General features: G+C 61.9%; 11 protein-coding genes. All 11 read right to left on the bottom strand.

The features are described 5' to 3' along the window. Window position 1 precedes the first annotated feature (1 nt). A complete protein-coding gene (locus N2604_RS10405) occupies window positions 2-865 on the bottom strand; it encodes a 3-hydroxyacyl-CoA dehydrogenase (RefSeq protein WP_409241700.1) in 864 nt (287 codons plus the stop codon). Window positions 866-959: 94 nt separating this feature from the next. Beyond that, the gene (locus N2604_RS10400) at window positions 960-1,745 is read right to left on the bottom strand and encodes an enoyl-CoA hydratase (RefSeq protein ID WP_260374623.1); all 786 of its coding nucleotides are present in this window, start codon (window positions 1,743-1,745) and stop codon (window positions 960-962) included. Window positions 1,746-1,777: 32 nt separating this feature from the next. Then, window positions 1,778-3,019, bottom strand: coding sequence for a CaiB/BaiF CoA-transferase family protein (locus N2604_RS10395; protein ID WP_260374622.1), 1,242 nt, complete (start codon window positions 3,017-3,019; stop codon window positions 1,778-1,780). Window positions 3,020-3,060: 41 nt separating this feature from the next. After that, window positions 3,061-3,867, bottom strand: coding sequence for an enoyl-CoA hydratase-related protein (locus tag N2604_RS10390; RefSeq protein WP_260374621.1), 807 nt, complete (start codon window positions 3,865-3,867; stop codon window positions 3,061-3,063). A gap of 58 nt (window positions 3,868-3,925) precedes the next feature. Next, window positions 3,926-5,146 (bottom strand): acyl-CoA dehydrogenase family protein, encoded by a 1,221-nt coding sequence (locus N2604_RS10385; RefSeq protein WP_260374620.1) that lies wholly within the window; start codon window positions 5,144-5,146, stop codon window positions 3,926-3,928. 436 nt (window positions 5,147-5,582) lie between these two features. Next, window positions 5,583-6,569: a hypothetical protein gene (locus N2604_RS10380; RefSeq protein ID WP_409241699.1), complete on the bottom strand. Its 987-nt coding sequence runs from the start codon at window positions 6,567-6,569 to the stop codon at window positions 5,583-5,585. A gap of 20 nt (window positions 6,570-6,589) precedes the next feature. Continuing rightward, a complete protein-coding gene (locus N2604_RS10375) occupies window positions 6,590-6,862 on the bottom strand; it encodes a hypothetical protein (RefSeq protein WP_260374619.1) in 273 nt (90 codons plus the stop codon). A gap of 224 nt (window positions 6,863-7,086) precedes the next feature. Next, window positions 7,087-8,088 carry a helix-turn-helix domain-containing protein gene (locus N2604_RS10370; RefSeq protein WP_260374618.1) on the bottom strand — a complete coding sequence of 334 codons (1,002 nt, stop codon included), beginning with the start codon at window positions 8,086-8,088 and terminating at the stop codon, window positions 7,087-7,089. Between the two features lie 101 nt (window positions 8,089-8,189). Next, the gene (locus tag N2604_RS10365; RefSeq protein WP_260374617.1) at window positions 8,190-10,994 is read right to left on the bottom strand and encodes a LuxR family transcriptional regulator; all 2,805 of its coding nucleotides are present in this window, start codon (window positions 10,992-10,994) and stop codon (window positions 8,190-8,192) included. A gap of 103 nt (window positions 10,995-11,097) precedes the next feature. Beyond that, window positions 11,098-11,583 carry a hypothetical protein gene (locus N2604_RS10360; RefSeq protein WP_260374616.1) on the bottom strand — a complete coding sequence of 162 codons (486 nt, stop codon included), beginning with the start codon at window positions 11,581-11,583 and terminating at the stop codon, window positions 11,098-11,100. Between the two features lie 53 nt (window positions 11,584-11,636). Continuing rightward, window positions 11,637-11,963, bottom strand: a complete 327-nt coding sequence (locus N2604_RS10355) for a hypothetical protein (protein ID WP_260374615.1) — start codon at window positions 11,961-11,963, stop codon at window positions 11,637-11,639. Between the last annotated feature and the right edge of the window lie 18 nt (window positions 11,964-11,981).

Genomic DNA, 11,981 nt, shown 5'->3' with positions numbered 1-11,981 from the left:
GTCAAACTTCGACGTAGGCGACGCCGGTGAGATTTCCCTGGGCGGCGAGAAGCATCCGCTTCCCGGTCCCGTCGAGCTTCGCCGCATAGAGCGAACCGGCGAGATCGGTCACGAACATCCGGTTGCCCGGAACATCCAGCGCGATGCCAATACCTTCCATCAGGTCCGAGACCACGATCTGCGGCACGTTCTGCGCGGGCTTCGCGTCGATGGGCGCACGGTTCACCGTGTTGCCGCGTGGGGGATTGCCGCGGTCGGTCCAGTAAAGGGTGCGATGGTCCAGATCGATTTCGAGATCGATCGGCTCGGGAAGCCCATTGAAGAAGACTTCGATGTCGCTGCGATCAGCCGCCGTCTCGCCCTTTTGGATCTCGATCCCGGCGCGCAAGATGCGTCCGACTTCGGCATTATCGCCGCCTTTTTGCGTCCAGTAGATCTGCTGCCGTTTGGAATCGACGGCGATCCCAACGCACCATCTGGACTGGTCGCGGCGGTCGTTTTCGCCCGTTCCGGTCTGGACGAGGGTTTCGATCTGCGATCCGTCGAGATTGGCGCGCATGACTCGCATCCCTTCGCGATCGGACCAGTAGAGTTTGCCGTTCGCCTTATCGAGATGGAGCTGCTTCGGCGTGAATGTGCCGCCTGGGGCGACGATGAATCTGCGATTGCCGCCATCGAGGTCGGCGCGTTCGATGGAGCCGTCGTTCCGGCTGGGAACGCCCATATTGGTCCAATAGACGTGCCCTGCTTCCGCATCAACGACGATGCCGTCGGGATGGGAACAGTCGGCGGCGATGACGCGAGGATGCGAGCCGTCCGGACCCATCGACAGGACGCGCCCGCCGCTCAGGTCGAGGAGAAACAAGCGGCCGGACCGGGTCGCGCCCGATACGACCTTGGTCTGCGTGGCATGGAGTACGGTCATAGTCTGTCCTTCTGTATCGCTTCGCTGGCGCCGACTATTCGGCCGGGTGCGGCTTCCGCAGGTTGGCGAAATTGGGCGGGCGCTTTTCTCGGAACGCCGTGAAGGCTTCCGTGGCTTCCGGGGAATGGATACGCGCGCTGAACTCCCGGCTTTCGGATTTCGCAGCCTCTCTGAGCTGCCCGATCCAGGCCTGCTTGATGAAGCGCTTGGAGGCGCGCAGCGCGCCGGCCGGTTTTGCCACAAGCTTCTGCGCCGTCGCGGTGGCGGTCGCGAGCAGATCGCGATCAGGCACCACGCGGGTCACGAGCCCAAGCTCTGCCGCCCGCGCGGCCGAGAACGGTTCGCCGAGCAGGAACAATTCCGCCGCCCGGAGATGGCCGACACGCGCCGGTATCGAAAAGCTCGAACCGAACTCCGGCACCAGCGCAAGATCAATAAACGGCAGCTTGAACTTCGCACTCTCGCCTGCGTAGACGAAATCGCAGTGCGTCAGCATGGTGGTCCCGCCGCCGACCGCGGCGCCCTGCACGGCCGCGACGATCGGCTTTTCGAACGCGACGAACGCATTGATCAGGGCGGATTGCGGGGATTCACCTGGTCCGGGGGGATTCTTCAGGAAGTCCCCGATGTCGTTGCCGGCGCAGAACGCGTCGCCGGCGCCGTGCCAGAGCACGACGCGGATGTGCTCATCCTTGTCGGCTTCCCCGAGAATGCCGGCAAGGCTCGCATACATCCCGGCCGTCATCGCATTCTTCTGCGCCGGGCGATTGAGCTCGAGCCGAAGAATGCCGCCGGAACTTTCGGTTATGATGTCGCTCATTGCGTGCTTCCTTTTCAACTGTCTGTTGGCTATCAGACCGCGCTTTCCTGCTTGCGCGGTGGCGCTGCCTTCGCGATGACGCCGTTTTCACGCAGGTTGAGGATACTGTTGGCGTCGAAGCCGAGTTCGCGGAGGATCTGCTCAGTGTGCTCGCCAAGGTCGGGCGCGCGCTGGGCCGGAGCCTTGGTGACGCCGTGCACCGTGAGCGGGCTCGAGATCGTCGAGGTCAGCTTGCCGCCGGCGCCGTTGAGCGGCACGACGATATCGTTGGCCGCGAGCTGCGGGTCGTTGACGACCTCCTGCGGTCCGCGCACTTCGCCAAAAGTGACGTTCACGCCGGAAAAGACTTCATGCCAGTGCGCCATCGGCTTGGCGCCGAAAACCTCGTCGAAGATTGCCGTCAGTTGCGGCATGTTCGCGACCAGCTGAGCAGGATCGGAAAAGCGCGAGTCGGTCAGCAGGTCGTGGCGGCCAATGGCATTCACGACAGGGACGAGCTTGTCCGGCGTGACGATGAGAACGAACCACGTGCCGTCGGAGGAACGGTAGACGTTCGCCGCGGCGTTGGCCGGATGCGTGCGGTCGTGCATCGGCGGGAACTTGGCGCCGGCGAGAGCTGCCTGAATGGAAACGCTCGCAGACCACACGCCCTGGGCCAACAGCGACGTCGTGACATAGGAGCCTTTGCCGGTACGCTCGCGCCGGTACAGGGCGGTGACGATCGCTGCGTAGAGACCGACGGCCGTGGCATTGTCTCCGCTGCCACCCACCGGCCAGGTCGGCGGCGCGCCGGCATCGCGCGTCATCGACAACAGACCGCTGCGCGCCCAGTAGGAGGTGATGTCGAAACCCGGCAGTTCGGCGTCAGGCCCCTGCTCGCCGAAGCCTGTGAGGTCGGCATAGATCAGGCGCGGATTCCATCCCGCGACGTCATCATATTCGAGCTTCAGCTTCTTCCGTGCATGATGCGGCGTGTTGACGATGAACACGTCGGCCCAGTTGGCGAGTTCGAAGATAATCTGCTGCGCGCTCTCTGACTTCAGATCCAGCGCGATGCTGCGCTTGTTGCGGTTGGCGAGATGCCACTGATAGGGATCGTGGGCGTTCGGCTGGAATGGCACCTTATGCCCGTTGCGCCAGGGATCGCCATGCGGCGGCTCGACCTTGATGACATCGGCGCCGAAGTCGGAGAGGATTACGGCAGCGCCCGGTGCGGCGACGAAGCTCGAGAAGTCAACGACCTTCAAGCCGGAAAAGATGTTGTCGTTTGCCATGGGAGGCTCCTGAATTCGATTTGGTTTGTTGGTTTGCAATCTCAGCGGCCGTGAAATTGCGGCGCGCGTTTCTCGAGGAAAGCCGACGTGCCTTCCTTCTTGTCTTCCGTGCCCGCGCATAGCCCGAAATAGGAGGCTTCGAGGACCAGGCCTTCGCTTTGGCTCGTCTCCATTCCCTTGTTGGTCGCGTCCAGCGCGAACTTGACGGCGAGCGGGGCATTGGCGGCGATCTCGCTCAGGATCGCTTCCGCGCGCGGGATCAGGTCAGATGCGGGGACGATCTCGTTGACCAGCCCGATACGGTGCGCCTCCTGCGCACTGATCAGTCCGCCTGTCAGAATGAGCTGGAGAGCCCGGCCCTTGCCGACGAGACGCGGCAGCCGTTGCGTGCCGCCACCACCCGGAAGCAATCCGAGCTTCACCTCCGGCTGGCCAAACTTCGCGTGCTCCACCGCGATGCGGATGGTGCAAGCCATCGCAGTCTCGCAGCCGCCGCCGAGTGCAAAGCCGTTGATCGCCGCGACTACTGGTTTGCCGAGAGTCTCGATCAGATCGAGGACCTGCTGTCCGAAGCGGCTGGACCGCTCGGCCTCGATCGCGCTCGCTTGCGCCAAACCGCCGATATCAGCGCCGGCGATGAAGGCCTTGTCGCCCGCTCCCGTCAGGATGACGCCGCGCACGGTCGGGTCGCTTTTGGCATTCTCGAATGCGGTCGACAGGTCCTGCCAGGTTGCTACGTTGAGAGCGTTGAGCACCTTGGGCCGATTGACCGTTACATAGGCGATCGCACCTCGTGTCTCGTAGAGGACATTCGCGAGCGGCGGCGCGGCAACTGCTGATGTTGACATGTTGATCGATCCTGACTGAGGGATGGGCCGGCAGCCGAGTGCCGGCCCGTTCGTGACATCAGACGAAAGCACTGAACCCGGTGATCGCCTTGCCGACGATCAGGTTCTGCATCTGGTAGGTGCCTTCGTAGGAGTAGATCGCTTCGGTGTCGGCGAAGAAGCGCGCGACGTTGTAGTCGACCACGATCCCGTTGCCGCCCAGCACCTCGCGGGCCCAGGCGACGGTTTCCCGCGCCTTGCTCGTGCAGAACGCCTTGACGATCGCTGCCTGCGCGTCCGTAAGCTTGCCCTCGGTTTCCAGCTGCACCGCGCGGGCCAGCATGGATTGACAGGCCACGATGTTGCCCAGCATCTTCGCCAGCAGTTCCTGAATGAGCTGGAACGAGGCGATCGGCTTGCCGAACTGGAGGCGTTCCTGGGCGTATTTGAGGGCGTTCTCGTAGGCGCCCATCTGGGCCCCGGTGATCTCCCAGCCGACGCCATGCCGGGTGCCGCGCAGCACCAGCGCGGGATCGCGGAACGTCCCTTTGCCTCCCTGAAGGCGGTTTGCATCCGGCACGCGACAGTCGGACATCGTGATCTGGCCGTTCTGCACGACCTTCAGCGCGATCTTGTTCTCGATCTTCTCGACGCTGAACCCGGGCGTCGTCTTGTTCTCGACGATGAACCCCTTGACCTGGTTGTCGGCCACGTCGCGCGCCCAGACGATCGATATATCGCACCACGGCGCGTTGCCGATCCAGCGCTTCTGGCCGTTGAGGACCCAGGTGTCGCCCTCGCGCTTCGCCGTGGTCATGAGACCTGCGCCGGTCCCCGAGCCCACCAGCGGTTCGGTCAGCGCGAAGCAGCCGACCTTTTCCATGCGCGCCATCGGCGGCAACCACTTCTGCTTCTGCTCCTCGGTGCCCGCGAGGTAGATGGATTCCATGGCGAGACCGGTGTGGACACCATGGAAGGTGCAGAACGAAACGTCGGTTCGCGCGATCTCCAGGGCGACCAGGGCAACCAGCAGCGGGCTTCCGCCCGGGCAGCCGTAGCCGTTGATGCCGATGCCGGCGATGTTCAGTTCCTTGTAAGACGAGAGCAGCTCGAAGGGGAACGTGTCCTCGACCCAATGCTTGTTGATGATTGGAGCTACCTTCGTCTCCATGTAGGCGCGCACCTTCTTGACGATCGCCCTCTCCCCCTCGCTCAGCGTGTCAGCGAATTGAAAGAAGTCGGCGTTCGGCGGAGGAAGCTGTTTCGGTCCCGAAGGCTTCAGTGCAGCAGCGGTGGCCATTTCGATCTCCATTTCGATGTGGGGCCTGCGACTGCAGCAGGCGTCTCGTCCAACGCATCGAACATAGTGAAGCAACTGGCTGACGGCTTTGGATCGCGTGCTGTCATTTTGTCATTTGTTGCTGGCGAGCGAGACGGCAGATGCAATGCGGGATAATGGCCGCGCCCTACTCAAGACTGTCTGACGTATGGGGTTACAAGTGCCGAAGTCGCGCGTGCTGCCCAGAGCAAGGAGCGCAAGTGTTCAAGCCTCCGTCAGGTGACGAAGCTCTTGCACCAGATGACGAGGCTGACGGAGGCAAGCACGCTTCAGCGCCCAGCGCAGGTCGAACCGCTAGCAAGTGGGATTATGCGGTCTCCCGAACAACGCGACTAACGACGCGCGTATGGCGCGGAACAGGAAGCCTTTGGCAGTTCCTCAGATAGGGCGCTACCTGCTACTCTTGCCTACGCGGAGTCATCTCCTTGCGGCTCATAGCTTCGGCCGACTTGACAGGTTTTGCCGGCTCCGGGGAAGTCGCATCCGCGCTGCTTACGATGCGACCCTGCGCCGGTTTGGGCATCAGTTCGGCCATCGCTGCATCGGGACCGCCCGCTCGAGCTACCTTATCGGTGGTGACGAGATTGGTCAGTCGCAATTCATCCCGAGACAGTTCATGCAGATCTTCCCACGGTGGCACGCTCAGCGACAGCGACAACAGATCGCCCGCGCCGCCCATATCGAAGGTGTACTTGGCGAGACGCCCGATATCGCGTTCTACGATCACCAGATCCTCCGCGCTGTAGGTTGCGGCCTTGGCGTCATTGGCGCGGTCGCCGAGCCAGATCTGATGCACCCGAACATGGGCCGTCTCGGGCACGTAACGCGTCTTGCCCGACAGCAGAAGGAACACGCACATCGATTCGCAATAGGCTACGGGTGCCATACCTGCAGGAGCACTCTGGGCGGTATTGGTCTGAACGCTGACGCCGACGGTGGTCAGTGCCCCAAGCTCGCGGAAACGCCTTCCAAGCGCGATCGAGGCATTGACTGAACCGCCGCTGGAATCCAGCACGATGGTAGCGCCGCCGAGTTGTCGTCCACGAGCAAATTCATCAAAATCGCCCGGACTGTCGTCGGTCACGATACCGGTCGCGCTGACCCAGCCCCGGCAATTCGGCTGGCAGTCGACCCAACTGAACTTCATCGGCAGTTTGCGTTCTTCGAGGGCGACGCCGGCATAGACCGAACCGCTCAGCACAGCCATCAATGCGATGCAAAGGAAGGCGCCAACGAGCAGCATCCATCCCCGAACTTCCGTCCAGCGAGTGCGATTATTGGCTCCACCGGAGATGCGGGTGCGCTCCGAGGATTCGGCTCTCGAAATTCTCGCCAGGTTGAGGAGGAGCGAAACCGCAACCAGGTACACGGCTATCACGAACATGATTGCATGACCTCGACCACCTATCGGGTGGGGTTGGTCGACCCGAGACGGTGTACATACACTGGCGACAGCTGATGGTGTCCGGTCGACGGTGCCGCTTCAGAACCGGAGCGCTGCCAGGGTTGATGCTTGATCCGCCATTTTGGGCCGGGACCGCGCATGTAGTGCAGTTCGGGCCGGTAGCTGTCGCGCACGTCCATGATCAAATTGTGAACGACCCTGGTGAAGTCGGATGCCGACTCAGCCGTCTCGCGAACGAAACCTGACAATGCGCTTGCATCTATGATGCTCATCACAGAACTCCTCAGTTTGTGTTGCCGTTCGATGTCGGCGCTAGGCAATCGCTGGACGTTTCGTGTGCCTTGCTTCGTCGCGATCGAACATAGTTAAGGGACCGAGCGAATTCTTTGCGTCACATGCTTTCGTTTTGTCATTTGTTGCTGGCCAAAGAAGACAGATGCAGATGCTGGATGATGGCCGCGCGTATTTGAGAGTGGTGATGACGCGGCCTCCGGATTCACGCCAGCACCGGAAGAGCCTGCCTGATATCAGCTGGCGAAAAATCGTGTTGTCGCGAGCCGAACTCGCGGCGATATTGGCCGGGCGCCCGTCCTGTTGCCTGGCTGAATGCGCGTGTGAAACTGGCTTGGTCGGAAAAGCTGAGCGCCAGCGCAATATCCACCAACGATCGATCACCTTGCATCAACAGGGCTTTCGCGCGATCAAGGCGCCTGATGCTGACATAGCGATGAGGAGAATGTCCGACGGCCTGCTTGAAGGCGCGGGCAAAATGGTATCGGCTCAGACAGGCGATCGAAGCCATGCCATCAAGAGTAAGATCGCCTTCCAGGTTTGCCTCGACGTAATCCAGCACACGGGCCAGCCTGCGACGATCTAGGCCTTCCTTTGAAGCAGAGACAGTGGGCTGGCTTGTCGGTGCACCGGAGTGCGTTTGAACGAGCCTGGCCGCCATGCTGTTGGCCAAGGATTCAACCAGCAGCCTGCCGGCCGAGGTCTCATCCTGCAGTTCTGACGCAAGGGCGCGGGCGATCTCGCCCAGCAGCGGATCCCGGAATGCGTTGTCATATCTCAGCGCGCCGATCACGGATTTGTCGACGTGGAGGCCCAGCCTGCCCGGGGTGAATTGGCTTGGGGGAAGATGAATATGCATGATCTCGGGCAGATCGCCGGCGATCGCGATGGAACCCTCATTCCAGCTCGGAGGAGTGAGCCAAACAGTATTCTGGAGGGCGACAGTCGAGTCCTGGATCGTGGAGGCGCACCGTGTGACCAGCGACCCATTGCCGCACACGTCGACGCAAACTTCGATGTCGGACAGCGCACCGCGCCAGGGAATCACGCCCTTTCCAACGTACCGCATTTCCGCCGACAAGCACGACCAGCCACGATTTTTCGAAGACAATACCAGTTTGGTCTGGCCACCAGCCGTCCAGGAGTGACAACAAGGCTGCGGTTCATTTCGGTTCACAGCGGGCGGCTGTTCCAATCTGATGTCCAAGGCGGCCTCCTACCATTCGTCGCAGGTTTGCACGCATGGAAGGTAGATGTCGGAGGGCGCGGGCGGCATCCGTCAAATGACCAGTCCGATGACAGACCCGGTCACTGGGCCGTATTACCGGCTGTAGCCAGAACGGACGACAGGCCGGACCGCGAGGTGATCCCAATCTTCGAAAAGACCCGCTGCAGATGGTAGCCGACGGTCCGATGAGACAGATAGAGTCTGGCTCCGATAATCTTGTTCGAATGCCCCTGGGCCGCGAGCTGTGCGATGTGCAGTTCCTGTGGGGTCAGACTTTCCCAAACCTGTGCTGTCCGGCGAAGGCTTGCCTCGCCGGCTGCGCGCAACTCCTCCCGGGCGCGATCGCTCCAGGGCGAAGCGCCGAGCGCGTCGAAGATATCGCGGGCCTGACGCAGCGGCGCCCGCGCATCGGAAGAGCGGCGCTGTCGGCGAAGCCACGCGCCGTAACCGAGCAGCAGGCGCCCTCGCAGGAAGGGCCAATTCTTTGCAGCCGGCCCAAGCCCCTTCAGGAAGTATTGCTCTGCCTCCTCATTTGTCGCGATCAGCGCCTTACCGTAGCATAACATCGTTGCGACCCACGGCACCGGATCCGGAGCGGATACGCGCTCGACCTCATCGATCAGCTTTCGCGCATCCTGCGAATGATCGGAATAGACGGCCGCTTCGACAAAGTCGGCCAGCGCAAAGAATTGCAGGCCAGAGTTGAAAGCTGGATCGGCCGGCGCAAACAGGCGCCGCAGGTGCTCGAAGGCCTCCAAATGCCGACCGGCACCGATGGCCGTTATGCCGCGCCCCAATTGCAGCATCGCTAGCAGGAAACTGGCGCCAGTCGACAAGACCAGGCGCTCGGCTTCCATCGCATATGTCTCGGCCTGCTCAAGCCTGCCCTGCATGCCCGCAAGCTGCGCTTTCACGATCGTGGCCGCTGCCGTCCATACAGCTGATCCGGTCTCCTCGGCAAAACGGGCGGCTTCCTCAGCTTCTCGCCTCGCCCCGATCCAATCGCCGACTTCCATTTCAGCCCATGCCTGAGCGAACAACGCACGCGCCAAATTGCCGATTCGCGCCTGTTTGCGCAGCCCCGCGGTGGACTCAGCCAGGAAACTTACGCCAAGGTCAAACGCGCCGATGACGTTCGCAGTGCTTCCCAGGATTCGCGCAACATGCGGTTCGTGGCTGCCCTTTTGCGAAAGCAACTTCAGCCCCGCGTATACCTCGCTGCTTCGTCGAAGCGGCTCGGAATAGGCGGATATGGCGATGCCGCGTGGGTCGAGCTCCGACAACTCGAGTGATCTTGCCCCGGTGAGGACGCTCGCGCGAAGCTCGCTGCTCGCGTTGCTCCACCAGCAGCGTTGCGCCGCTCGCCAGAGAAGATTGCTCGCCAAATCCTTCGCGCCAGCCGCGCGCGCCTGGTCAGCAAGATTTACAAGCGCGGAAATCTTGCCGATATCAACGACCATGAGCGGTTGACTCATCTCGCGGCACCAGCCGACCCGGGCGATGCCCAGCTTATCCGACGGCTCCACCTCGGCCCCCCGCAACAGGTGCTCCAGCAACCCTGGCCGTCCGAGGTCGGTTGCAATCTCAGCGGCCTGCAAAAAACGTTCTCTCCTGGCCTGCGCCGTGCTGCTCAGCTTTGCCGCGATCTGCAGAACCTCGATGGCCATGGTGTTGGCGCCCCGGCTCTGCGCACGGTTCGCCATGAGATCGAGCTCGGCGGCCAGGTCATCGTCGGGCCCCACAGTCGCCGCAGCACGATGCCAAAGTCGGCGGTCCTGATCCTCGATGATCGCCGCGAGCGCGGAATGAACCCTTTGGCGCGTTGCGACGTCGGCGGCTTGATGGATAGCGGATCGCACGAGCGGGTGTCGAAACCGCACCTGCATTGCATCGAGATCGATCAGCTGGGCGGAGACGGCGGGCGCAAGGGCCTCGACACCGATATTCTGGGTCAGCAGAACTTCGCCGGCCCGCAGGATTTCGTGGAGAGACGTTCCGTCGTTTTCAGCGGCAACGTTCAACAGCATCTGAGTGGCGCCCGGAAGGCCGGACAAGCGGCTGGAGAAGGTGCGTTCAAGTCGCTCCGTCAAGGGAAGCCATGGAGCTTCCCCATCGTCCTCAGTTCGCAAGCTGTGCGGCAACTCTACCAACGCCAATGGATTGCCGGCGGCTTCCTTGAGAAAGCGGTCGCGCAGCTTCCCGGAAAGGCCAGGGGCCCGGATGTCGAGCAGGCGGGCCGCATCGACTTCGCTGAGCGCAGAAACGACATGCCGCAATGTGTCGGCGTCACCAAATGGAAGAGAAAAACCCTCTCGTAGAGCGAGTAGCAGAACGATCGAATCCGAACTCAGGCGCCGAGAGACAAACGACAGCACGTCACGCGTCGCTTCATCCAGCCATTGCGCATCGTCAACGACCAGCAGGATCGGTTTGTGAGTTGCGCTCTCGGTGAGCAGCGTCAGTGTCGAAAGCGCGACCAGCCAGACATCGGGTGGTTCAGGAGCTTTCTCGCCCAGGCCGAACGCATTCAGCAAGGCAGACTGCTGGCGGGGCGGCAAAGCCTTTGCCAGCTTCATGAGTGGACGCAATGCCTGCTGAAGTCCGGCAAACGCCAGATTAACTTCAGCGAGCACGCCGGTCATGCCCAGCACGACGATGTCCCGTTCACGGGCCCTGTGTTTGGCCTCCTCGAGCAGCGCTGATTTTCCAATTCCCGGTGCCCCGCTGATAAAGAGAGTAGCTCCTCCGTCATGGATCTTATCGAGAAGCTGATCGATGAGAGCAAGTTCGACTTCTCGGCCAAGCAAGGACGGCCGCCCGGAGCGCGGGGCCCGCGCGCGCTGATTTCGCTGCGGTGGCGCAGTTTCCTTCAGCCGTTTCACCATTGCCGGTTCCGGAGCAGTCCGTTGGGGTGATCTCTCAACCAGAACTCTGGGCAACATCCTACCATGCGCCGGCAACGAGAGCATCGGGGTGCTAGCCAACTGCTTAAGCGGCGAGGTCGGAAATGTCTGGGTCTGGGCGTCCAGCCCTGCTGTTCCGGGCTTCGATGGCCTTTACGGAGTTTTCAAACGCCTTCTCCAGAACACCCCTGCCGATGGTCCCGAGCACGAAGCCGAGCAGCCGCCCCATCAGGTTTTTGCCGTCGCGTATCACGACCACATCAATGTTGGCCGTGCCGTCGGATTTACGCGTAAAGGTGTAGGTGTGACGCGAGGCACCACCCCACACGTTGGAGTCGGTTGTCGTGAGGACGACGCGGTCAGGATCAGACCAGTCATAATCCAGGCGCTCCCAGATTCCGCCCGAACCTTCCGTGACATCGGCGAAGGAGTCGCCCCAGTGATGCACCTTGAGATACGCATCGGCGCTGTTGCTAAAGAGCTTCGAGCGACCAGGCCCGAAATCAGTCAGGCCGGCGACGTACTGCTCGGGCGTCGCCGTGGTGGTTCGATGAAGGTGGATGGTCGACATATGCAGTTTTCCTTGGCCGTGCTCCTTGGTGAGCGCAGCCGTTCAACTCGGGTTCAGTTCGAGGCTGTGTTCAGTTTGCGAACGAGCACGCTGTCCCCTTCCCGGCTGATTTCGATCACGCCCGCTGGCTGCGGTGTCGAGAGCAGCAGGCGCTGACCAGGTGTGAGAAGAGATACGACGCGGAACGGTGTTCCTGTCTCGCCTTGCGCCAGAGTGGCGACCACGCGAAATCCATCGCGCTCGACGGTGTAGTAGGCGACCCCCGATATCCGGCCGAGGTTAATGCTCTTGGCCTCAATGGGACGCAGCCCTTCTGCGTGGGCCGCCGTCAGAGAAGCGATACCGAATGCGGCGGCGAAAAGCGTGTTGCGGATTGACATGACGATTGCTCCTAATGA

This window comes from Bradyrhizobium sp. CB1015 (genome assembly GCF_025200925.1).
GTDB lineage: Bacteria > Pseudomonadota > Alphaproteobacteria > Rhizobiales > Xanthobacteraceae > Bradyrhizobium.
Note: the sequence above shows the minus strand (reverse complement) of the source record. Positions and strands in the feature narration are given on the sequence as shown.

What these genes read in the sequence shown, in the direction of transcription:
- N2604_RS10400 (WP_260374623.1), bottom strand. Translation starts at nt 1,745, where the DNA reads ATGAGCGACATCATAACCGAAAGTTCCGGCGGCATTCTTCGGCTCGAG.
- N2604_RS10395 (WP_260374622.1), bottom strand. Translation starts at nt 3,019, where the DNA reads ATGGCAAACGACAACATCTTTTCCGGCTTGAAGGTCGTTGACTTCTCG.
- N2604_RS10390 (WP_260374621.1), bottom strand. Translation starts at nt 3,867, where the DNA reads ATGTCAACATCAGCAGTTGCCGCGCCGCCGCTCGCGAATGTCCTCTAC.
- N2604_RS10385 (WP_260374620.1), bottom strand. Translation starts at nt 5,146, where the DNA reads ATGGCCACCGCTGCTGCACTGAAGCCTTCGGGACCGAAACAGCTTCCT.
- N2604_RS10380 (WP_409241699.1), bottom strand. Translation starts at nt 6,569, where the DNA reads ATGTTCGTGATAGCCGTGTACCTGGTTGCGGTTTCGCTCCTCCTCAAC.
- N2604_RS10375 (WP_260374619.1), bottom strand. Translation starts at nt 6,862, where the DNA reads ATGAGCATCATAGATGCAAGCGCATTGTCAGGTTTCGTTCGCGAGACG.
- N2604_RS10365 (WP_260374617.1), bottom strand. Translation starts at nt 10,994, where the DNA reads ATGGTGAAACGGCTGAAGGAAACTGCGCCACCGCAGCGAAATCAGCGC.
- N2604_RS10360 (WP_260374616.1), bottom strand. Translation starts at nt 11,583, where the DNA reads ATGTCGACCATCCACCTTCATCGAACCACCACGGCGACGCCCGAGCAG.
- N2604_RS10355 (WP_260374615.1), bottom strand. Translation starts at nt 11,963, where the DNA reads ATGTCAATCCGCAACACGCTTTTCGCCGCCGCATTCGGTATCGCTTCT.